Here is a 22,461-nt window from a genome sequence, read left to right on the forward strand (position 1 = left end):
ATGTCCGCCACCGATGCAGCGAAAAACGCGCTATGTTTGAATCACACATCGATTAGCGCTGTTAACCAAATTTTTTAAGCCGCCGATGCTTATTCGCAGACTGAAAGGATGGGGCGGCCGAGGATACAGCCGAAAGGGCCGCGGGCTTCTGTGCTGACGTCGGCTTGAGCAAGCTCAATCCGGCTGCCCTGCGCAATTGCCCGACCTGCCGAAAAAAGGATGGCGATTGTTGGATTTCATCCGAGCTTCAGTTCTAGACACGTGTTGGCGCTTTCGGATGGACGAGCATCGCCACCTATAAAAACGTCACAGTCATTCGACGGTGACCGATTTTGCGAGATTGCGCGGCTGGTCGACATCTGTGCCAATGAAGAGCGCCGTGTGGTAGGCAAGAAGCTGTATCGGCAGCGAGAAAATCATCGGAGCGATAATCTCGTCGACGGCCGGCAGCACGATCGTGTGCATAGTGTCGAGTGTCGATGCGGCCGCCCCTTTTTCATCGGTGATGAGGATAATTCGCCCGCCACGGGCAGCCACTTCCTGCATGTTGGAGACGGTCTTTTCGAAAAAGCGATCATGTGGCGCGATAACGATAACTGGCATGTTCTCGTCTATCAATGCGATCGGACCGTGCTTCAACTCACCCGCCGCGTAGCCTTCGGCGTGGATGTACGAAATCTCCTTGAGCTTCAGCGCACCTTCCATCGCCAGCGGGAAACTGGTGCCGCGGCCAAGATACAGGACGTCACGACACTTTGACAGTTGACGCGAGAGGAACTCGATCTGTGGCTGGATGCTGTTGAGTACCTGGCCCATGACGCGCGGCACTTCGGCGAGGCTCCTGACGAGCGCCTGCACCTCGTCTTCGGTTACGGTTCCGCGGGCCCTGGCGGCCGCGATGGCGAGTGCGGCAAGAACGGCAAGCTGGCAGGTGAAAGCCTTGGTGGAGGCGACGCCGATCTCCGGTCCGGCAAGGATCGGGAAGACCGCATCGGCCTCCCGAGCGATGGTCGATTCGCGGGCATTGACGATGGCGCCAATTTTCAGCCCAAGCTCCCTGCAGTATCTCAGCGATGCCAGCGTATCGGCGGTTTCGCCGGACTGCGAAATGAAAATAGCCGCCGACTGCGGCGACAACGGGATTTCGCGGTAACGGAATTCGGACGCAACGTCGATTTCAACCGGCAGGCGCGCATAGCGCTCGAACCAGTATTTTCCGATCAGCCCGGCGAGATAGGCGGTGCCGCAGGCGGAGATCGCCAGGCTCGGGATCTTGGCGAAATCGATGCTAGAAACCGTATCGACGCGATTCTCTATGATGTTGATATAGTGACCGAGCGCATGCCCGATGACCTCGGGCTGCTCGTAAATTTCCTTCTCCATAAAGTGGCGATGGTTGCCCTTGTTGGCGAGATCGGCCGCGGCCGTGGAGGTCTGTCGCGGACGCTCGACAGGATGGCCGTCGAAATCGAAGATATCGGCGCCCGTCTTGCCGATTACGGCCCAGTCGCCGTCGATGAGATAGGTAATTTCATTGGTGAAGGGAGCAAGCGCGATCGCATCGGAGCCCAGGAACATCTCGCCGTCCCCGTGACCGATCGCCAGCGGCGGTCCATTGCGCGCCGCCATGATGGTCGACGGATCATCCTCGAAGAGAATGGCAAGCGCGTAGGCGCCCCTGACGCGTTTCAACATGGCATGCATCGCCTCACCTCGCCCCATGCCCTCCCGGCGGTGTCTTGCCAAGAGATGCGCGACGACCTCGGTGTCGGTGTCGGTCTGGAACTCGGCTCCCGCAGCCGCCAATTCGTCCTTCAACTCGGCGAAATTCTCGATAATGCCGTTATGGACGACGGCCACACCATCGCTAAAGTGCGGATGCGCGTTGCGTTCAGTCGGTGCCCCATGGGTTGCCCAGCGCGTGTGGCCGATGCCGATGTTGCCGCTCAGCGGCTCTTCCTTCAGTCTCGTCTCGAGATTGACGAGCTTGCCCTCGGCGCGCCGGCGGTGCAAGGCGCCCTCGGTGATCGTCGCAACGCCGGCCGAGTCATAGCCGCGATATTCCAGACGCTTCAACGCGTCGACCAACCGCTCCGACACCGGCTGTTGCCCAGCAATGCCAACAATCCCGCACATGCTCGTCTCCGCATTCTTCCCGGCAGCTTCAGCCCACGTGAGACGACACCCACCCGGCCCGCTTTCATTCAGGATCTTGTAGTAGTATTTGGTAATATAGGTACAATTGATTGTAAGGATAGCTACCATCCACCCTATGGATAGACCAAGGCGCGGCCCCTGATCTAAACTCCTCGTTGCGCCTGACACTCTCATGACCGAACGCAAGCTCACACCCGCGGCACCAAGCAACAACCTCGGTCGGCCGGCCATGCGCGGCCATCCCGGCTACGCACCTCCCCACACAACCGCCGACGCAGTCCTTCCCCTGAGGTTTCCAATCCACTCGCGTCGGCAGATCGTTGAGGCGCGACGCGCGCTCTGAAGACGCTTTCCATCCAGCTTGACGACGCGGGACTTGAAGACGACGCGCGCTGCCGGAAGTCGGCGAAGCGGTCGCGCCAGCAAGCACGCGGCCGACGCCCGCACCGCGCCCGATCCGGTTATCGTTACAGGCGCCCGTACGCCTGCGTTAGCCCCGCGCCGCCGCGCGCGAGATCGGCCGTTGGCAAGACCTGATGGGAATATTTTGGCGCGAGAGGAGCCGGTTGCATGCATCCTTCCGAGCTCGGTTTTAGGTCGTCGTCGCGCATCGACGCCCGGTTTGAGATCGATGCATTCAAGTTTGGCAGCTCAGCCGGTCCGCGGAAATCGGCGCCATCGCACCTCGATTCGAACATGCGCTGGCTGGCGCCATGGCGAGACCCATAGCGCCAGCCACATCCAACGGATGTGCAGACAACCGCTTTGGCGCCGAACAGACTGGAATGGCGCCATAGCCTTATTCTTTTCGTGACTTTTCGAAATCAGCGGATCACAGGCTCGCCATGGAAGCGGCGGCGCGATGGAGGAGAAACGCCGAAGCCGACTTCCATCATCAGCCGTGGCCTGCGGGCCGGCACGGTGCCCATATGGAAGCCGAACGGATCCTCGACGAAACCGAGACCGGCCTCCCCGGTCAGCGTGACCGGGCTCTGCTCCCCGTAGACGTCCAGAACCTCTTGCGCGGGATGGCCGACGAGAAGCGTAAGCTGGTGCTTGAGGGCGCGGCGGTTATGACTGCCTCGGACATAGACATGGGGGCCGGTGCCCTCGTCGACGGGCATCAGGTAGAAGAAGAACTTCAGCATCCGCCAGTCGTCGAGGTCGAAGTGGTATTTGCCAAGCGAAGCCAGGTTCTTGTCGGCGTCGGAGGCTTGGCCGGTCGGGAAACTCCACCAGACACGCGTGGTGATCAACTTCGCCTGGCCGCCGAGATAGTGCGCGGCGATATCCATGAGCAGCGGATCGTTCTGGATCGCGAGTGCCGCCTTGCAGCCCAGAATGCGCTCGAAATAGTGGCCGCTGAGCAACGGACGGCCAAACCGGACCTCAGCCTCCGCATGCTCCGTCGGCATGAATTCGAGGCGGCGGTCGAAATTGCCGAAGCAAGGTGTGCACCTGGCGAATGCGGCTACATCTTCAGAGACCATTGTTGGCAAGACGAGACCGGAAAAAAGCCCATCCGACCGCAGAGCGTCGACAACATCCTGGCGATTGACGCCAGCAAACATCGTGTCCTGGGCTTTCTGCGACACTCGAACAGGCTTTGCACCACGCCAGTGCATTCTCCGTGCCGGCATGGTGCGGGCGAGCATGAACATCGGCAGCCACGCCGGGTTCTCTCGAAAATCCGAGAGATAGGTCGGGATACGCACAGCGATGCGATGGAGCATGCTGCCGTTTCGCGCGATCGCCTCAAGGCTTGCAGCGCCGGCTTTGTCGGGGTGCGTATCGGTCATCAGGGTCCTCGGGGTATGAATGCACTATCAACGAAGCCTTGGTTCTCAGTGCTTCGTCCGTATTACCCAAACCCAATTCCCGCAGCGGAAAGACTAACCGCGCGTCAGGTTTTGTGCAATGCACAATAAGCCCGTCATGGGCGGATGCGGACAGATCCCTGCGTGTTTTGGAATAAGCCAAAATACCAGGCTGTCACCACAATTACACCAGGACCTGTCTGTAGCCGCCGCCCATCAGGTAGCGGCCACTTTGGACGGCGCGACGCACCTGATCGCGAAGATGGCTGCCCGGATGAGACCAATCTTCTTCGACACGCCGTCTCCCGAACAGGGCAATGGCGATCTCCTGGGATGCTCCGGCAAGCGAACCATCCAAAGCCTGGAGAACGATACGAAGACGCCCTCTGCGGGGTTCCGGCGGAAGGCAAGCAGCTGCCAGGCGGCCGCAACCATTGATGTCATTCAGAAACTACGGGCAGCAACATGGAACTTCAGGTGCCGCGGCGGCACGATTGCGTCGACATATAGCCGCAACGGGCGGAGAACGGAGGCACCGGAAACGGCGCTCTGCAGACTCCGACAGTCCTCCCTCAGCAGCACGTGCTGCACGCCGGCAGGTGTCAGCAGGATGTCCTTGCCGCATGAGAGCGGAGAAAGATCAAGCGGTTCAAAATCGTGTCGAGCCCAACCGGCTCCGCGGCCGCTCGTAGAATACGGGCGCAGTCGTGCGGATCCCAAAAGAACCTTGCCGACGTGGCGTCCGATTGTGACGCGTCCGCGAAAAAGGAGGAAGCGATCTCAACGCTTGGACGCGGCCTGTGCGCGGTGTCTTCCTTGAGGATGATGTTCAAGTGAACGACTTTCACCGCCGTGTGAGAGCTGATCGCAGGCCTTTAAGAGATTGAGGAATCTCGTGCTTTCTTCGCCTCAGGAGCAGATTTTGTTGGAGGCCAATGAACTTCCGCGTTTGGCGCAAGTGGTGCTTACTAGACTATAGGGCTGCGAATCTGGACGTTATCTGATCTCCCCGCGCCCCGGCATTGACAACTTTTACCGCAGTTTGTCAGTGCTGGGAAAGTTGGACAACGTATGATGCTCGAAGTGGGCTTGGATAGCTGCCTTTGCCGTTCTCGACTCCGGCCAAGAGGGATCTTTCGCAGGGCGCGTTGATCGGCTTAGCGACCGTCCGGCGTGCGCAGGCCGATCCACGTGTCCTTGACCGCGTTGTAATGGTCTTCAGGCTTGTACTTTGTCACGTTCAGGCCAAGGCGCTCGACCGACAGACGGCCGGTCGCCTGTAGGATGGCATAGCTCGCTACCACCACGTCGTGCTCGGCGCTGGCAAGATCGATCTTGCCGGTGATGAGGTCGTTCTGGGCGTTCAACACGTCGAGCGTAGTGCGCTGGCCGACATTGCGCTCCTCGATGACGCCGTTCAAGGCAAGCTTCGCGGCCGCGATCGCCTGCCGGTTGGCCGCGACGCTCTGCTGGGCGGCGGTATAAGCGGTCCATGCCGCGGTCACGGCTTGGCGCACCTGGTCGCGGCTGACGTCGACCTTGATCCTAGCCTGGCTGAGCGATTCCTTGGACTGGCGCACCAGTGCTGAAGTGCGGCCACCAGAATAAATGGGGACGGTCAGCGTCGCCCCGATGCTGGCCGAATTGGTTGTGCCTTCCGTTCCCGAGGTGATCACACCGGGCACGGTGTTGCGATAAGCGCTCGAGACGCCGGCGCTTGCGGAAAGCTGGGGCAGCAGCGCGCCTTCGGCCGATTTCACTGAAAACGCCGCCGCGTCAACCAGAAGCCGGGTGGCGAGGATGGCCGGATGCTCGGCTGATGTGATCGCGATTGCCGCATCGAGGCTCGACGGCAGCAATTTTGCCACCGGCGCCGCCGGCCTGAGCTTCCCCGGCTCGTCCCCGACGATCTGACGATAGGTTGCCGCACTTGCCAGCGCCCGCGCGCGGACGGCACTCAACTTCGCCACTGCGTTGGCGCGCTGGGCATCGGCCTGCGCGACGTCGGTGCGCGTGCCTTCCCCAACCTCGAAGCTCGAACGCGCAGCACGCGCCTGTTCGGCCAGGAACTGCAGGTTCTGCTGCGTCAGCACGGCAACTTGCCGGTCGCGAATTACGTTCATATAGGCCTGAGCCGCGTTGAACAGGGTGTCTTGTTCGGCGTTGCGTAAGCTCTCGACCGAAGCGCCGACCTGCGCTTCGGCAGCCGCGACATTGTTCCTGGTCTGAAAACCGTCGAACAGGGTCTGATCGATTTCGACGCCGAAGTTGCCTTGGGTTAGGCGCACGCTCCGGTTCGAGCCGTTAAGGTGGCTGCTGGAATACTCGATGTCCGCGGAGCCGGTGATGGTCGGACGCCAGCCCGACTTGGCGATGGCCACGCCCTCGTCCGTGACGCGTGCGCCGGCGCGGGTCGAATTCAGCGAAGAATTGTTCTGATAGGCCTTAGATAGGGTTCCGAAGATAGTCTCTGCCGACGCCGTTAACGGTGGTAGGATGGTAGCAGAGCAAAAAATAATGGCAAAAATGCTGTTGCGTACAGTCGGCACAAACATATCCCTCATTTTATTTCGTCATGGCAACTGCGCCGCATCGGCGGTCGCGATTAACCAGCCGACCCGACGTCTCGGGGCCCTTCAGGCTCTATGCTTGCGCATAGAGAGAGAGCCACCCGAGCACCCTTTTCATTCCGGTCATTCTGCGTAAAATCGATTGTTTTGATGGAAACCCATCTACATGATGGATATCAACGGAACCAACCGCAAGCTGGAGGCATGGCGGTACAGCGGATCGGCGATCGCAATAAAGTTCACTATCCGGGAGACCGTCATTCGCCTCCGACGGCGGGACTGGTTCGAGAACCAAGGTCGCCAAAATCGCCGAGCGCATTGCCGCCCGCTGGGCCGATTTTCGCAAGATGCCGCAAATGCCTTCAAGCGGGACGGAACAAAGCACCAATCTTGCCGACAAGGCGCGCAAGGTCGGTATCCCGGTGTGGCGCATCGGAGGCGGCAGCGCTTAGCCTTGGCCTTGCACTAAGTGCCGCCGCCAAGAATCTGCGAGCTTCTGCTGGCGATCAGCCAGGTGCGGGACGCTTCGGCGTAAGTTCACGCTTTGCTGCCCTTCGTGAGCCCAATTCACCATCTGGTCGCCTCCGTGCGGGATGTGTTTCCGCAATCGAAGGACAAAGCCGCCGGTGATGCAGTCTGTAGACGTTTACAGCTATCGCGGTGGAAGGGATCAGAACTCGCCTGACCGGAGGCAGCCAGCCGTGCGACGGTCTGGTTGACCGTTCCCACGCCGAGCTTTGCTTTGGCGTTTTCAGATGGAAGGTCAGGTGCGCTTTGAGACGCCGAGGATCTGGCTGACGCCCCAAGGCGACTTGCCGCGCGCCGTCCATTTCAGGCATTCGAACTCTCGCGGGTTGAGCGTTGCGCCATTCACCACGTGATCGTTGGCGAGCCTGCGCCGCACATGGATATGAAAGTTGATCGCCACCAGCTGCGATGCCTTTTCATAACGTGGCAGTGACCGCAAAGAGGCGGACGCGACTCGTCGGAAGCAAAGGTCAGCGCCTGCAAACCGGCCGCGATGATCATGCATTGACATCGTCAATCCGCCGCGGATGCCAAACTGAGTGGCACCCTCCAGAATTCGTTGCTGTGACGTCGGCAGACACTGCCGAGCGCGATCCACGCCCCAATCAAAAGTATCCCAGCCTTGCAGCCCGCGCAGGATCACCGGATCAAGGCTGTGGTTCCGCTGCTGCAGATAACGTGGCCAGCGCGAAGGGTAGTTTGAGATCAAGCGCGGTGCATCGCCGGGGACCGACGGGTAAACAAAATAGGCGAAGAGCGGAAAGTCGAAGCCCGCGGCGGCGGACGCCATGTTGCGGCGCGCTACTGAACGCCGGGTAATCATCTAATTTCTCAAAAAACCGGTGATGTTCTGACGTTGTCGATGAGCCGTGTTTCGCCGAGCCACGCTGCAAGTAGGCGCGCCGGTCGGTCAAGGCTTGTCATTGGCTGTAGATCTGTTCCCCCGCGAAGCTCCAGGTATTGGGAGAGCCGCGCGCAAGCCGCTCAGCCGTCTCGATCAGGACCGATGCGAGTTTTGGGGCAATGGCGCGCTCCGCTGGCGAGAGCGGGGCATTGCGCGACGATAGCGCAAGACCATCGGCTTCGAGGACTGTCGGACAAGGCACCACGGTGATCGGAATATCCAGATCCTGGACTATGCGCCTGACGAGCTGAAGCTGCTGGAAATCCTTTTCGCCGAAAAGGACGAAATCAGCGCCGGTTTGCAAGAAGAGCTTGGCAACGACGGTCGCCACGCCATCGAAATGGCCCGGCCGAAACGCGCCGCACAGGCCCTCGCTGATAGCCGCCACCGAAACGGTCGTGGCGAAGCCCGCAGGGTGCATCTCCTCTGCATCCGGCACATAGAGGAGGTGTGCGCCCCGCGGCACGAGCTTTGCCGCGTCTTGGTTTTCCGTCCGGGGATAGGCGGCAAGGTCGGCAGCATTGTTGAACTGCTGGGGTTGACGAACAGCGTCACGATGACCCGATCAGCGCTTCTGAAGCGCTGCACACACGAGGCTCAGATGTCCTTCATGCAAGGCCCCATGGTCGGTACCACTGCGACACTTGCGCCCGAGCGGCGCCATCCTGCAACAACAGTGCGAAACTCGGCAACGGTTCGAACGATCGGCACGCTCATGCGTGGGTTAGCCCTTCTTTGCGCCGGCCATCTGGCCCGCAAATCGGCCTTTGTACCCCTGCACGGGCGTCCCAAGAGTTTGCTCGAAGATAAGTTGGCAAACCCGCATACCGGTCCGCAGTCGAATTGGCATAACGTTATGATTGACCATCTCAAGCCGGATGCGTCCAGTAAATCCAGCGTGGATTGTGGGAGCGGTGAGATGAACCCCGATTCCAAGTCGAGCAAGGGAACTCTTGCCTTCGACTCTGGCGGCGAGTCTCGAATGGAACGTGAGAGCTATATATTCTTCCGTCCAGCCTAAAACCATATCGTTAGGTTGAAAGTCGTAGCCCTTTTTATCATCAATCTCAATCTCGGTAGAGATATCACCAAATACAGCTTCGTGATCGTATTCTCTGTTAGATGGATCGATACAGATGTCTACGCCCCCTTTGGGGCGCTTAAAGATAGTCAGTATCTTATCTAGGCGTAGGTCGAGGCTGGTTGAACTGTACTGTTCCTCGCCAGGGGTCGGCTCGACTATGATGGCCTTACTCTCTAGAGCAATTTGAATTTCCCTGTCTGTAAGTATCATTGTCGTGCCTCCCCCAAGCGGCTTTTTGCTTAGATCACGGATTCAACCGGAACCCAAACTCTCCATGACCCTTTTAACGTTTCGCGGGGTAGTTCCACTAGGTATTTGTGATCGGAATGGTTGATCGGATACCCGATATCAAGTGTATCGCTTTCAACTGCGCGACGGCTGACAACCAGTCGTTCCTCCCCCTCCATTGTCTTTACGGAAACCATCACCTCGCTAGGGTGACCTCCACTTCCCAATGTTTTGACCTTAACCCGCATGTCTTTCTCCCTTTTTGATTTTTTCCAAGTTGATCAGTCCATCAGTGATTCGGATACGCTGCCGCCATCATCACGTCACATTCTCCTTGTGCGTGCCTTTCGAGTCACAGGGAACAGAACAAGAACACTTTGATCTAAGTTTGTCAGTTAGGCGAATCACAACGTGTTTCAAGTGTCGCCGCTGCCGGGTTAATGGACCGTTCGAGGGATCGCCACCCTTAAGATGAAACGTAATCGACCCGCCTTGTGGAGGGGCGGGTCTTGTAGCGCTCTTTCCACAACGGGAACAAATTGGCAACGGAGCGCGTGCGGGCCTCTGACTTGTGACGATGGTTGAGCGTCGTTCGCAGCGGTCCTCAATGATCTCCAGGAGATCGCGACGTTGGTTGTCATTGAGCTTTTTCGGTCCCCGGTCATCGAGAATCAGGAAGTCGGTCTTGGGAAGAGATTTGAGGATCTTGCCGTATGGCCTGTCGCCATTGCACCCGCGAGGGCGGCGAACAGGAACCCGATGCTCGGCGACGGAGAAATCTTCGCGGCAGGCCTTGTGGCCGAGAGCAAGCCATGGCTACCATCTCGAGCCGCGTGTCCGATGGCAGCGGCGGCGAAGCCTAATACATATGAGCTGCCGCCTGCCGTTATGTCGAGAGATCGTCACTTACTTGTTTCGCCGAGATGTCTGCGCTACTCTGACGGGCAAGTCTTTCAAAGTCTCTACGGTGCGCGCCGCCGTCTGTACCCGTGGTTTCTCTCACCTAATACCCCTGGCGTCCATGGTCGTCTGATCTCGGGGCAAGGAACACCGGAGCGGAGGTCTCTTATTCCACCATGCGATCGGATTCAGCACTTGCTGAAAACTGCCAGTTCGACATGTATCACTGGATAATTGAAGCCCTTGCCGAGGCTTGCAAGTCTCGGGCGCATGTCGCACCCGCCGCCAGCTCTCATCTGCTGCGCGCTTCGGCCTGTGGACAGCAGACAGCGAAGCCTCCACGGCCGCGAAAATCTCGCGACGGCGGCTCGATACCGGGACCGGACCGCCATTTTGGGGAGGTGATCTGTGCAGGTACCTGGCGTGGAACACGCCATCCATCTCCTGACCGCATCATTGCCAACGCCCTCCTACAGTCCGGCCGAGCCTCCCGACCGCCGGATCGGTGATGACGATCCCCTTTGAAGAATAGCCTCTTTTGAAGAGTGTGACGGTCTGCGCCGTCTTACCGTGTTTCAGCCCTTGCCGTGGCCTCCTGACGCACACGGCGAAGCGCTGTCATTGTACCGTGCAACACCCACTGAAAATACGACAGGCGGATCACAATAATCAGGTCTGGGCTAAAGATTTTTCGCGCAGACCACGAAAAAAGAAACGACAGCTCCTGGTCTTCACGCCGCCGCTTGGACTTAGTTGGAGAGAGGCCGGCCATTCCGAAGTGGCTTAGTTCCCGCTCTTTGACCCGGCATCGTCGCCGAGATGTCGACGGGCGTGTTGTAGAGCGCGCCATTTCTACAATTAAGTAGCAACTGCCACCGGCGAGCGGAGGTGGCTAAGCGTGAACGTCCGGCAGCGGGAGAGAGCAGGAAGTGCTGGTTGCCCCAATATTTCCACCTCCAGATCGGGCGCGGCTTTGCGAGGCTGTGGAATGACGGCGTGCAAGTTGTCGGAGACCACGTTCAGTTCCCTGGAAGATACGCGATATGAGGAAACGTCGCCGGGGTCGGCGAGCGGAAGGTCAGCGTTGTCGTAATCGTATGGCCCTGAACTGCGGCGGACCATACCAGGGGCATGGATGGGAGCGGATCGGTTTCTAAAGTTGGTGGAAGTGATCACCTGGCGATCGTTCAGATAACTGACGTTTTGTCCTTTTATCTGAACGGCGAGAGCCCTAACGGCGTTTTGTTCGGCGGTTGGACGACCTCGAACTGACCGAGATGTTCTCGCACGATGCGGTCTACGGCCTTCGGAGTTCGGAGCGTCTTACGGTCGAAAAGGACTGGTCAAGGGTTCGGACGCGCTTGTCGCGCCAAGCATGGCACGCAACTCATCACAGACCTCGCGGAGAAAGCCCGAGGTCGTTGCGCGCGGCGATGACCTGGAATTCATCGGATAGAACCCGCTGGATAGCCTTCGATTGAATACACCTCGTCGCCGACCACGAGAACGGTTGAGAGCGAGTTCGTCATCGCATAGTGCTCCTACCGGTCCGAATGGTCGGCGTTCGCGCGGTGGACAGCGAGCGTGACGGGCGTACGGGACTTGGGCGTCTTGCGGATGAAATTGTAGCGCGCCACGTGATAGCTCGGGTCGAAGCCAAATTGCGCCGCATCCGCCGCAGTTCCTCTTCCCTATAGGCGGCAAGCGGTTTCTCGGCCTCGTCGCCAGCGCGGCGCGCCCGTTTGGCAGCAATCCGCCGGACAAGATCGGGAGAGGCCGCGAGTTCGGCGGCAGCGCGGAGCAGTTCCCAATCGGCCGAATCTACATTTCCCGGCAAGCGCCGGGTGGCAAGCCCCAGTTCAAGCGCCTCGTCGACCCCCATCGGCAGCCTTGCCTGGGTCACGCGGCGGGCTCGGTCCTCGCCGACCCGAGCCGGCAGCAGATAGGTCCAGTATTCCGAGCCGTAGAGATTGCCCATGTCCTTGTAGTGCGGATTGAGGATGACGCCCCCGCGCATCCAGACTTCGTCGGCGGCAAGCGACAGGAAGACGCCGCCAGCCCCGGTATTGCCGAGCACCGCGGCAATAACCAGTCGGTCATCGGTTTCGATGATCTCGCGCACCAAGTCGTTCATCGCGTTTATGCTACACCAGGTTTCGTCGGCGGCGCTGTCGGCGCCCTCGATGATGCCGAGATGGATGCCGTTCGACCAGCGATCCGCGTCGCCCCGCAGCACAAGAACCGGAAGCGTGGGTGCCTTGGCCTCGTGATCGCCTTGCGCAAGGTATCGCAATCTTCCGACCACATCGCGCCGTTGTGGAAGCGGAATTCGTCCGACGCCGTTCTCCTCCCGGTAACGGCAGGGTTCCGGACCTTCGATGATGGGCTGATCGTTTGCTTCGGCACCGAGCAGCCGGAGCGCCGGCAGTTTCAGCGAGCGGGAATCCGGTCGCCGGAGATGGCCGATCCAAAGCGCCCCCTCACGTAAGGCCATGGCGAGGGCGTGCCGCGAACGGCCGATGAGCACGCCGGCAGGCCCCGGAACTCCTTCCGCACGCTCGGCGTCAAACACCAGGAAAGTCTGTCCGGCGATCGTCATCGTAGCGCCGGGATCTCCGTCCGACGCCCGGATGATGCGTAGCGCTTCCTCGGCCGAGTGTCGGGTCGAGGATACGGTCGGACCTCCGGCAGGCGGGTCGCTCGCACCCCGTGCCCCAGTTCGCCGGCAGTGCCGCCCCTTCCCTGCGCTCGATGCGGCCGATCGCTTCGAAGACGCAGGCTACGGCAGCCTGGGTCACGTCATGTCGGTAGAGGCTCGACTTCCGAGCGGGGCGCATCGGAAACTCCGCCCAAGCCCAGACGGGCCCCGCATCCATCTCCTTCTGGGCCTCGATCAGTGTGACGCCCCAGGTCGCTTCGCCGTCGAGGATCGCCCAGTCGAGGGCGCTCGGGCCGCGATCGCCACGGATGCCCGGATGGACGATCAGGCAGAGCGTTCCGCGCCAGACAACGGCCGGGATCGGCCGCTTGAGGAAGGGCGCGATCACGAGGTCCGGCGAAAAGAGAGCGACCGCCTCGCGAGTGAAGTCGTCATGGATGTCGAGCTCGACCGTCACTTCGTGACCAGCCCGTCTCAGGTCGACATGCAGGCGCTGGGAGAGCGAGTTGAAATTGTGGCAGAGAAGCAGGATGCGCATCACCCTCTCTTAGCAGATCCGGGGCAGTTGTTCGCCCGACAGCCAGTCGACAATCCGGCCGCCGCCAAACGAGGTCGTCATCTGGACAAAGCAGTTGTCGTCGGCCACCACGTGGCCGACCAGCGCCGCCTCACTGCCAAGCGGATGGGCGCGCATCGTCGCGAGCACGGCGTCAGCGCCCTCCGGCGCCACGACTGCTACCAGTTTCCCTTCATTGGCGACGTTGAGCGGATCGAGGCCGAGGAACTCGCAGGCTGCAGCCACTTCCGGTTTGAGCGGGATCTTGTCTTCGTCGATGCGGAAGCCGACCCGCGACTGGCTGGCGATCTCGTTCAGCGTCGCGGCGATGCCGCCGCGCGTCGGATCGCGCATTAGCCGGATATGCGCCCGGCCAGCCGCGACCATGTCTGCTACCAACCCGTGCAGGGCCGCGCTGTCGGAGGCGATGTCGGTGTCGAATTCCAGGTTCTCGCGTTTCGACATCACGGCGACGCCATGGTCTCCGATCGAGCCGGAAATGATCACCGCATCGCCGGGCCGGGCGGCGTCCGACCGGAGATCGAGCCCGTCCGGAACCATGCCGACGCCGGCGGTCGAGATGAAGACGCCGTCGGCCTTGCCTCGCTCGACGACCTTGGTGTCGCCGGTGATGATCGGCACGCCGGCCTCGCGCGAGGCGGCGCCCATGCTCTGGGCGATGCGCTCGAGATCGGCGAATGGAAAACCCTCCTCGATGATGAAGCTTGCCGACAGATAGAGCGGTACCGCGCCCGCCATGGCGATGTCGTTGATCGTGCCGTGCACGGCGAGGGTGCCGATATTGCCGCCGGGGAAGAAAAGCGGCGAAACGACGTAGCCGTCCGTGGTCATCACCATCCGCCCGCCAGGCACCGAAAAGGCCGACTGGTCGTTGCCAGCCCTCAGCCAGTCATTGTCGAAAGCCTCGTGGAAAACGCCCTCGATCAACTGGCCCATGGCGCGCCCGCCGGCCCCGTGCGAAAGGTCGACACGGCCGTTCGCGACATCGAGCTTGCGCCTGTAGGCCTTGATCATCAGGTTCATGCGACCGCCCTCCCCCCATCCACCTGCCGCGCCTTCTCGCGGAAGCGGCCATAGGTCCAGTGCGCGGCGCAGGCGCCCTCCGACGACACCATGCAGGAGCCCATCGGTGTATCGGGCGTGCAGACCGTGCCGAACAGCTTGCAGTCGGCCGGCCTCTTCACGCCGCGCAGGATCGCGCCGCATTCGCAGGCCGGGTTGTCCTTCGCGGCGGGCGTCACCATCGAAAAGCGCTTCTCGGCGTCGTAGGCCACATACTTCGGCCGGAGCCGCAGCGCGCCATAGGGCACTTCGCCGAGACCGCGCCATTCGAAGCTCTCGCGCAGCTCGAAGAAATTCGCCACCTCCGCCTGGGCCTTTTCGTTGCCGAGAGCAGTCACGGCGCGAATATACTGGTTCTCGACCTCGTGCCTGCCGTCATTGACCTGGCGCACCAGCATCAGGATCGCCTGGATGACGTCGAGCGGCTCGAAGCCCGCCACCACCACCGGCTTCTGGAATTCCCCGGCGAAGAATTCGTAAGGTTCGGTGCCGATGACGGTCGAGACGTGGAAGGGCCGACGAAACCGTCGATCTTGATCGTGCCGAGCTTGCGAACGTCAGGGCTTTCCAGGATGTTCTGGATCGCCGGTGGCGTCAGCACGTGATTGCAGAAGATCGAGAAATTGCCGAGCCCCTTGGCTATCGCCGCCTTGAGCGCGAGCGCGGTCGGTGGCGTCGTGGTCTCGAAGCCGATGGCAAAGAACACCACTTCGCGTTCGAGCTCGGCCTCGGCGATCCTGCGCGCATCGAGCGTCGAATAGACCATGCGGATATCGGCGCCTGCCGCCTTGGCCTTCAAGAGGCTCGATCCGTTCGAGCCCGGCACGCGCATCAGGTCGCCATAGGTGCAGAGCGTGATCTCCGGCCGCATGGCGAGCGCGATCGCCGCATCGATACGGCCGATCGGCAGCACGCAGACGGGACAGCCCGGTCCGTGGATCATCCGCACACTGGCCGGCAGCAGGTCTTCGAGACCATAGCGGGAAATAGCATGCGTATGGCCGCCGCAGAACTCCATGAAGTGATAGGAACGCGCCGGATCGGCGAGAGCGGCGATCTGCCGGGCGATATCCTTGACGAGCCTGCCGTCGCGATATTCGTGGATATATTTCATGCCGCATCTCCCATGGCAGCAGCTTCTCGGATGAGGGCGAGCGTCCTTTCCGCCTCCTCCGGATCGATCTTCGCGAGCGCATAGCCGACATGAAGGAGGAGATAGTCGCCCGGCCGGACATCGTCGATCAGCGCGGTCGAAACGATCTTCGAGACGCCGTCGAGCGTGACCTTCGCCATGTTGTCGAGCAGTACTTCCTTGACCTGGACCGGTATCGCTAGGCACATGCCCGACTCTCCTGCGCTGATGCATTCTCGTTCATGATGACCTGCCGCGCATGGGCGGCCTGGCCGAGCGCGATGCCGCCGTCATTGGCCGGCGCGAGACGTGGCAAATTAGGCTTGAGACCGCGGTCCCGAAGCGCTTGCGCAAGTCCGGCCGCAAGGACCCGATTCATCAAGCATCCGCCGCCGAGCGCGACCTGCGGGATGCCGAGGGGTGCCGCTTCCCTCGCGGCCCATTCCGCAAGTCCCGCGATCAGCGTACCGTGAAAGACATCGGCCGCGTCAGCGCCGCTCAGTCCTCCCCGCGCAAGATGCAGGATGAGGGGCCGGAAATCGAGCACCCCGTCCCGGATTGCATAGCCGTCGCAGAGACAGCGCGGCGCCCGGACCAGGGCCTCGAGCTCCATCGCCGCCTGCCCTTCATAGCTCTGGACGAGCCGAACGGCTGCTATCGCCGCGGCGGCATCGAAGAGCCTGCCGAGGCTGGTTGTCCGGGACGGCTGCATACCGCGTTCGAACATCGCCGTGAGCTGTACAACACCCCGATGACCTGGCCAGAGCTGCGACGCGAAATCAATGCATCCGGCCTCCTGCAGGGCTGCCACCCCCATGCGCCAAGGCTCACGCGCCGCGCGGTCGCCACCGGGCAGCGGCAGCGATGTAAGCGATCCCGCTCGGCGCCAATGATCCCCATCGGCGATGAGCATTTCGCCCCCCAACTCGTGCCATCGGCGCCGAAACCGTGGCCATCGAGCGCAAGCCCGAGAACCGGGCCGGAAAGCCGATACTCCGCCACCACGGCCGCGACATGGGCAACATGATGCTGGACCGCCACGACCGGCAGGCCCAGGCTCTCTGCCATCCGCACCGAACGGAAATCCGGATGCAGGTCCGAGGCCGCGAATTCCGGCTTTACGTCAAGGATTGAACAGAGATGGGTGATCGCCTCGCGCTGGAAACGGATCGCCTCGGCATTGTTGAGGCCGCCTATATGCTGCGAGAGAAAGGCCTCGCGCCCACGTGTGACGCAGATAGTGTTCTTGAGGTCGGCGCCGGTGGCGATCACCGCTGGTCCATCCTCGCCGAGATCGACCGGCTCGGGCACGAAAGCCGCGGGCGCGACGGATGAACGCGGGAGCGCCATCGATGACCTGCATGACGGAGTCGTCGGCGCGGACGGTGATGTCGCGATCATGGGTGACGATCAGATCCGCAATCGCGGCAAGGCGGCGCTCGGCGTCGGCGTTGTCGGCCACAAGGGGCTCACCACCGGGATTGGCGCTGGTCGCGACCAGCGCTGCAGGGCGGTGCGGCGAATGGCAGGCGAGTTCGTCGAGCAGCACATTATGCAGTGGAGCATAGGCGAGCATCAGCCCAATCCGCGCGAGGCCGGGCGCGATGAGGTTGGAGAGCGCACCGGCACGTGCCTCGACCACCACGATCGGGCTCGCGGGCGAGGCCAGCAAGGCTTCTTCGGCTTCGCTCAGTCGTGCGAACTGCCGCGCCGCCTCGATGCCGGCAACCATGACGGCAAACGGCTTCTGGTCACGAGCCTTGCGCAGCCGGAGGAGATCGATCGCTGCATCGTTGCGGGCGTCGCAGAGCAGGTGGAAACCGCCTATGCCCTTGAGCGCGACGATGGCGCCGCCTTCGAGCCGCGCCGCAATCTCCGCGATCGAATGGCTGAGACTCGGGCCGCAATCGGGGCAGGCGACCGGCTCGGCATGGAAGCGCCGGTTCTCCGGATCGATATAGTCCGAGGCACAGGCCCGGCACATCGGAAACGATGCCATCGAGGTCTGCGTGCGGTCATAGGGCAGCGCGCGGGTGATGGTGAAGCGCGGGCCGGCTCGCGGGATCGGTCAGCTCACACCGGCATTCGGTGCAGGTCGCGGCATCCGCGCCGATCCGGGTCGCGCTCTTGCCGCCAAGGCTGTCGAGGATCTCGAACCGCTCGCCACCGGCTGGCAAGAGTTCGAGCACGTGGATCGAGTCGATGCGGGCGAGCGGCGGCGCCTGGGTGCGGATCGCGTCGGGAAAGCGGCCCGCATCCGGACCCTCGATCTCTATCAGCACGCCGGCACTGTCGTTCAGCACGAAGCCAGAAAGCCGCATAGTCCGCGCGAGCCTGTAGGCGAAGGGCCGGAACCCGACGCCCTGCACGGCGCCGCGCACCTGGAGCCTGAGCCGCCGGATCGGGTTTTCTATCGGTCGTGCGAGCGCCCTCGCCATGGTTCATGCCACCTTCGGTCACGCGGCCCGGTGGGCGGCGGATGCCTCGAGCCAGGCATAGAAGGCTTCCATGCCCTCTCCCGTGCGGGCGGAGACCGTCAGCGTCTGGAGGCGCGGATTGACGCGCAGGGCGTTGGCGATGCAGAGGCCGACATTGAAATCGAGATGCGGCAGCAGGTCGGCCTTGTTGAGGATCATCAGGTCGACGGCGGCGAACATGTTGGGATATTTGAGCGGCTTGTCCTCGCCTTCGGTGACTGACAGGACTACAACCTTGTGGGCCTCGCCGAGATCGAAGGCGGCGGGACAGACGAGGTTGCCGACATTCTCGATGAAGAGCGCAGAGCCTGGTTCAAGCGCGAGATCCTCAGCCGCGTGGCCCACCATGTGGGCGTCGAGGTGGCAGCCCTTGCCCGTGTTGATCTGGATGGCGCGGGCGCCGGTCTCGCGGATCCGGGCCGCGTCGTTCGAGGTCTGCTGGTCACCTTCGATAACCGAGATCGTGAGGCGGTCCTTTAGGTCATTGATCGTGCGGACCAGCAGGCTGGTCTTGCCCGAGCCGGGGCTGGAGACGAAGTTGAGCGCAAAGATGCCCTGGCGCTCAAAATATCGCCGGTTCTCTTCCGCATAAGCGTCATTCTTGGAGAGGATGTCTCTCTCCACCTGGATGATCCGCTCCTGGCTCATGCCTGGCACATTGAAGCCGGCGATCCCCTTGCCATAGTGGACGCTGCAGTCCGCGGCATGGTGATGATCATGCCCGCCATCGCCTTGGTGGTCATGGTCGTGATGATGGTCATGGCTGTGACGGTGCCCGCCCTCCTCGTGCTTGTGACCCTCGATGGAAGAAGTCTCGCAACCGCATACCGTGCACATCAGCTCACCTCCATATCCCTGATCTTCAATTCGTCGCCCGCCGTCATCTGGACCCGATGCCGTCCGCAGTCCGGGCAGGCGCCGAACCGCTCCTCCAAGGCGACCGTCTTGCCGCAGTCGAGACACCAGCCCTCGCCGGCAATGCGGTTGATCTCGAGCGTCGCCTCGTCCGCAATCGTGCCGTGTCGCACGGCCTCATAACAGAACATCAGCGCGTCCGGCTCGACGTGGCTCAGCACGCCGACATCGACCCGGACCGACTTGACGCGTGTCGCGCCGTTCTGCCGCGCCGTGTCGCAGACGATCTCGATCACACTCTCCATCAGCGACATTTCATGCATGTGCGGCCTCGCGAACACTAACCTCAAAGGCCACGCAGGGATCGAACAGGACCGCGAGCCGCGACACCGATCTCACGGCGGCCTCATCGGTCCCGACGGATGACGACAGCAGTGTCTCGACGAAGGGGCCGGCGGGATGAAAATTCCATTCGGTCGGGGCGAGGATGCGATAGGACGAAAGCCTGCCGTCGCCGCCGATCTCGGCCTGATGATAGAGCCGGCCACGCGCGCATTCCACAGCACCGTAGCCACCGGCGCCCGGCGTGGCCCCGCCGCAGGCGAGTGATGCTCCGTCGTGCTTGCCGGTTGCTGCGAGAGCGGTCAGTTGTTTGAGGCAGAGGCGCACGTCGTTGATACGGGCTAGCAGTCGTTGGACCAGATGGGACGCCTCCACGTCACCGGCGGCGAGCCGGGCATACGCGCCCGTCTCCGCGACGCGGCCTTGGAGATGCGGGAGGCTTGCATAGCCGGGCTCGGCGCAAAGCCGGGCGATGACTTCCGGATCGTCATTGATGGTCAGGGGATCGGGCCGGCGGCCATTGAAGACCCGATCGTTGCCTATATCCTGCAACATCGCGGCGCAGGCTGATTCCGGCAAAGGTGTGTCGCCCTGGCTCGGGATGCCGAGCGCACTGGCCGCCGCAGACAGCCGCGCAGCGGCGGCCGCCAAATGCGCCCTGTCGATTTGCCCGGCCTTGGCCGCGGCGATGATCTCTTGCGAAGCGGCCAGCGCTTCGCGGAGATGTCTACCGGCGGTTGCGCCGAGCGATGCCGGCAGGGGGCATGGCCAATGGAGGATGAGCGCCCGCAAGGTTTCGAAAATCCGTTCGGCGAGCAATCCGGCACCGGAGCCGATCCGTTCGTCCACCTTCATCGCCATATCCGCTGCATTCAGGACGGCGAGCCGCGCCGCTACGGATTGCGCAAAACCGCAGAGCGAAAAGACTTGACCGGCAAGAGGGGGCGCCTCTTCGGGCCTGCGGCCGATGAACATGCGCGTCAGCCCGTGCGGGCGGTTCGCCTTCACCGTGACGGAACAGGCAAGCGCGCGCGACACGGTTACGTCGATCCTTATCGTGCCTGCCCCGAGAAGGAATGTCATTGCGACGCTTCCTCGCGCCTGCGGACATACCCGCGCAACAGGTCACGTCGGTTGACCGCCGCGGGCGGGGCGGGTGGCGGTTCGAGCGTGGCAGGATCAAAGAAGGCCCGGGCTGCTTCGTCCGCTGTTTCGAGGGCAGCCTCCATCGTCGCGAACTCGAAGACCGGCGAAAACAGCGAGCAGGAATCGACACGGTCAATCGCATCGAGTTCACCGGCAATGAACCCGACCTCACCCGCCGGCAGGCCGACACGGAGGGTCGTACCGGTAGCAGCTGGGGCGGAGGAAGGGCCCTGCGGCAGATCCGCTGCCACGAGATTCATGAACCATGGTGTAGTCACGATGCCGAACGCACGACCGCCGTAAGTCCGAAAACCGGTCGAGGCAATACCAAGCGCGGGATTGCAGATCGGCACATCGGCCATGGCGGTCGCGTAAATGTGCCGGTAGCAGGCCTCGAGCCGCCGGCCGAGCGCCTGCGCGGGATCGATCTCGGCCCTCTTTGCGACGTCAGCGTCCATCACCCAGCCTCATGAACTTCGATTGCAGCGCATCGCAATTTGGGCAGCGCCAGTCTTCCGGCAGGTCTGCAAACGACGTCCCCGGAGCAATCTGCCAGACCGGGTCACCCTCAGCGGGATCATAGACATGCCAGCAGATACCGCATTCCATCTGGTCGTCGTCCGACACGGTCTCGCGCTTGCCGAAATTCTCGAAGGCGCTCATTTGAAATAGGCCTCCTCGATCTCACGCAGCCTCGCCTCGGAGTCGCGGAAATCATCCTCGGCGGCGATCGCGACCGAGGGAATGTCGCAGATCTCCAACGTATCAAGGATGATCGCGTCCATGGCGTTATAGAACTGAACCGACCAGACATTGCGCGCGCCGGTCACCACGATGCGGCAGCTGCCATAGCCGCGCGAGGTGAGCTGCACCGGCCCGGCACCCAGCGTTTCCTGCAGGAAGGCCATGTCTTCCGGGCTCATCGGGAAGAGCGAGAAGGTGATGATATGGCCCGGATCACCCTCGCTGTAACGGGCGACGCGATCACCGATCTCGGTCAGCACGGGCATGACGTTCATGGCGCCGGTCGGCGCCGGCCCGTGGCTGATCGAGCCCGGCAGCGCCGAGCACGCCTGTTTGACAGCGGCGGGAATGCTCGCGACCTCGACATAGTCGGCAATGAGCCGGCCCTCACCGTCGACGAAACGGACGCGCCAGACGCCAGCCATCACCGCCTCCTGCATCCGGGCCGTGATGCCGTTCGCCAATGCCGCAACGCCGGCGACCTCGCCCTCGCCGAGAGTCTGGGCGATCAGTTCCTTGTCGTCGTCGGGGAAATCGGTGATGTCGAATAGCCGGCCCGGCCGGTCGGCCTTCTGAACGGCGAGCGCGTCAGCGAGCTCCCGCAGGAGCATCGCCGTCCGCCGACATCGGCGGATCATTTCCTCGGCGCTGCTGGTGGCGAGGAAATTGAGCTTGCGGACACGCAGCGGCGGCTCGGCGCCGATCGGCATCACCGTCATCGCCGCATCCTCGCCCTCGGGGGCCACCCAGAAGCCGGCCTTCAACGCACGATCTTCTTGCCGGCATGGGTGATCTCGACCTTCGGTCCGCCCGAGGGCACCATGACCGGCGTGGCGGGCGCGAGCCAGGCGCTGATCTTCTCGACATATTCGGACCAGTCGCGGATATTGCCCAGCACGCCGACCGGTTGGTCTCGACGAGTGACGGTGAGGCTCGGCATCACAACGACGTTAAACCGGGCCTTTAGCTTGTCTTCGGCCGTGCGCAAGACCACGGCGCCGCGCAAGCGGCCTTGGAAGGCCTGGAGGATATGCGGGAGGACGACGGCGACGTCATCGGCTTCCGGCCGCTGCGACGGATCGCCGGTGAAGAACAGCACGGCATTGTCGGGTTCACCCGCCGCCGGAGCGAGGAAGGTATCGATATTCGTCTCGTCGATGAGGGGTAGGCGCGCCCGCTCGCTCAGGGCGCGGACCAGGACAGATGGCATAGTCTCCTCCACAAATCACGCTGCGAAACATTCCAACGAAATGAGGAGCAAGCTGCGTGCCAGACTTGG

General features: G+C 62.2%; 13 protein-coding genes and 7 pseudogenes. All 20 read right to left on the reverse strand.

Annotation, left to right across the window (positions count from 1 at the left end; translation table 11 throughout):
* Window positions 1–312: 312 nt before the first annotated feature.
* The 20 genes and pseudogenes from glmS to HB777_39440 all read right to left on the reverse strand — a co-directional run bounded on the left by glmS (window position 313) and on the right by HB777_39440 (window position 22,392).
* Window positions 313–2,136: a glutamine--fructose-6-phosphate transaminase (isomerizing) gene (glmS, locus tag HB777_39345; protein QND69633.1), complete on the reverse strand. Its 1,824-nt coding sequence runs from the start codon at window positions 2,134–2,136 to the stop codon at window positions 313–315.
* Window positions 2,137–2,981: 845 nt separating this feature from the next.
* Window positions 2,982–3,956 carry a hypothetical protein gene (locus HB777_39350; protein ID QND69634.1) on the reverse strand — a complete coding sequence of 325 codons (975 nt, stop codon included), beginning with the start codon at window positions 3,954–3,956 and terminating at the stop codon, window positions 2,982–2,984.
* A 202-nt stretch (window positions 3,957–4,158) separates the two neighbouring features.
* Window positions 4,159–4,565: pseudogene (locus tag HB777_39355) on the reverse strand (DUF2285 domain-containing protein).
* A 566-nt stretch (window positions 4,566–5,131) separates the two neighbouring features.
* Window positions 5,132–6,523: a TolC family outer membrane protein gene (locus tag HB777_39360; protein QND69635.1), complete on the reverse strand. Its 1,392-nt coding sequence runs from the start codon at window positions 6,521–6,523 to the stop codon at window positions 5,132–5,134.
* 588 nt (window positions 6,524–7,111) lie between these two features.
* Window positions 7,112–7,895, reverse strand: a pseudogene (locus tag HB777_39365) (LuxR family transcriptional regulator).
* A gap of 8 nt (window positions 7,896–7,903) precedes the next feature.
* A pseudogene (locus tag HB777_39370) lies at window positions 7,904–8,693 on the reverse strand (pantoate--beta-alanine ligase).
* 7 nt (window positions 8,694–8,700) lie between these two features.
* Window positions 8,701–9,270, reverse strand: coding sequence for a dCTP deaminase (dcd, locus tag HB777_39375; GenBank protein ID QND69636.1), 570 nt, complete (start codon window positions 9,268–9,270; stop codon window positions 8,701–8,703).
* Window positions 9,271–9,606: 336 nt separating this feature from the next.
* Window positions 9,607–10,095 (reverse strand): annotated as a pseudogene (locus HB777_39380) (ATP-binding protein).
* 1,634 nt (window positions 10,096–11,729) lie between these two features.
* Window positions 11,730–13,385, reverse strand: a pseudogene (locus HB777_39385) (hydrogenase maturation protein).
* Between the two features lie 9 nt (window positions 13,386–13,394).
* Window positions 13,395–14,447 carry a hydrogenase expression/formation protein HypE gene (gene hypE / locus HB777_39390; protein QND69637.1) on the reverse strand — a complete coding sequence of 351 codons (1,053 nt, stop codon included), beginning with the start codon at window positions 14,445–14,447 and terminating at the stop codon, window positions 13,395–13,397.
* Window positions 14,444–15,600 (reverse strand): annotated as a pseudogene (hypD, locus tag HB777_39395) (hydrogenase formation protein HypD). Before hypD ends, hypE begins: the two are co-directional and overlap by 4 nt.
* Window positions 15,597–15,827: a HypC/HybG/HupF family hydrogenase formation chaperone gene (locus tag HB777_39400; GenBank protein ID QND69638.1), complete on the reverse strand. Its 231-nt coding sequence runs from the start codon at window positions 15,825–15,827 to the stop codon at window positions 15,597–15,599. Before HB777_39400 ends, hypD begins: the two are co-directional and overlap by 4 nt.
* Window positions 15,818–18,056 (reverse strand): annotated as a pseudogene (gene hypF / locus HB777_39405) (carbamoyltransferase HypF). The gene HB777_39400 and the pseudogene hypF overlap by 10 nt, the downstream one beginning before the upstream one ends.
* Window positions 18,057–18,074: 18 nt before the next feature.
* On the reverse strand, window positions 18,075–18,932 hold the full coding sequence (gene hypB / locus HB777_39410; GenBank protein ID QND69639.1) for a hydrogenase nickel incorporation protein HypB: 858 nt from the start codon (window positions 18,930–18,932) through the stop codon (window positions 18,075–18,077).
* Complete coding sequence (gene hypA / locus HB777_39415) at window positions 18,932–19,273, reverse strand: hydrogenase maturation nickel metallochaperone HypA (protein QND69640.1); 342 nt, start codon at window positions 19,271–19,273, stop codon at window positions 18,932–18,934. The genes hypB and hypA overlap by 1 nt, the downstream gene beginning before the upstream one ends.
* A complete protein-coding gene (locus tag HB777_39420) occupies window positions 19,266–20,375 on the reverse strand; it encodes a hydrogenase assembly protein HupF (protein ID QND69641.1) in 1,110 nt (369 codons plus the stop codon). Before HB777_39420 ends, hypA begins: the two co-directional genes overlap by 8 nt.
* Window positions 20,372–20,896 (reverse strand): [NiFe]-hydrogenase assembly chaperone HybE, encoded by a 525-nt coding sequence (gene hybE, locus HB777_39425; GenBank protein ID QND69642.1) that lies wholly within the window; start codon window positions 20,894–20,896, stop codon window positions 20,372–20,374. Before hybE ends, HB777_39420 begins: the two co-directional genes overlap by 4 nt.
* Complete coding sequence (locus HB777_39430; GenBank protein QND69643.1) at window positions 20,886–21,101, reverse strand: rubredoxin; 216 nt, start codon at window positions 21,099–21,101, stop codon at window positions 20,886–20,888. The genes hybE and HB777_39430 overlap by 11 nt, the downstream gene beginning before the upstream one ends.
* Window positions 21,098–21,946 carry a hydrogenase expression/formation protein gene (locus tag HB777_39435; GenBank protein ID QND69644.1) on the reverse strand — a complete coding sequence of 283 codons (849 nt, stop codon included), beginning with the start codon at window positions 21,944–21,946 and terminating at the stop codon, window positions 21,098–21,100. The genes HB777_39430 and HB777_39435 overlap by 4 nt, the downstream gene beginning before the upstream one ends.
* Window positions 21,943–22,392, reverse strand: coding sequence for a hydrogenase accessory protein (locus HB777_39440; protein QND69645.1), 450 nt, complete (start codon window positions 22,390–22,392; stop codon window positions 21,943–21,945). The genes HB777_39435 and HB777_39440 overlap by 4 nt, the downstream gene beginning before the upstream one ends.
* Window positions 22,393–22,461 lie beyond the last annotated feature (69 nt).

The sequence above is a fragment of the Mesorhizobium loti genome (genome assembly GCA_014189435.1).
GTDB lineage: Bacteria > Pseudomonadota > Alphaproteobacteria > Rhizobiales > Rhizobiaceae > Mesorhizobium > Mesorhizobium loti_G.

Excerpts from the sequence above, each read along its gene's own strand:
- hypE (QND69637.1), bottom strand. The coding sequence starts at position 14,447 with ATGAACCTGATGATCAAGGCCTACAGGCGCAAGCTCGATGTCGCGAAC.
- hypA (QND69640.1), bottom strand. The coding sequence starts at position 19,273 with ATGCATGAAATGTCGCTGATGGAGAGTGTGATCGAGATCGTCTGCGAC.
- HB777_39400 (QND69638.1), bottom strand. The coding sequence starts at position 15,827 with ATGTGCCTAGCGATACCGGTCCAGGTCAAGGAAGTACTGCTCGACAAC.
- dcd (QND69636.1), bottom strand. The coding sequence starts at position 9,270 with ATGATACTTACAGACAGGGAAATTCAAATTGCTCTAGAGAGTAAGGCC.
- hypB (QND69639.1), bottom strand. The coding sequence starts at position 18,932 with ATGTGCACGGTATGCGGTTGCGAGACTTCTTCCATCGAGGGTCACAAG.
- HB777_39420 (QND69641.1), bottom strand. The coding sequence starts at position 20,375 with ATGACATTCCTTCTCGGGGCAGGCACGATAAGGATCGACGTAACCGTG.
- HB777_39430 (QND69643.1), bottom strand. The coding sequence starts at position 21,101 with ATGAGCGCCTTCGAGAATTTCGGCAAGCGCGAGACCGTGTCGGACGAC.
- glmS (QND69633.1), bottom strand. The coding sequence starts at position 2,136 with ATGTGCGGGATTGTTGGCATTGCTGGGCAACAGCCGGTGTCGGAGCGG.
- hybE (QND69642.1), bottom strand. The coding sequence starts at position 20,896 with ATGGACGCTGACGTCGCAAAGAGGGCCGAGATCGATCCCGCGCAGGCG.
- HB777_39350 (QND69634.1), bottom strand. The coding sequence starts at position 3,956 with ATGACCGATACGCACCCCGACAAAGCCGGCGCTGCAAGCCTTGAGGCG.
- HB777_39440 (QND69645.1), bottom strand. The coding sequence starts at position 22,392 with ATGCCATCTGTCCTGGTCCGCGCCCTGAGCGAGCGGGCGCGCCTACCC.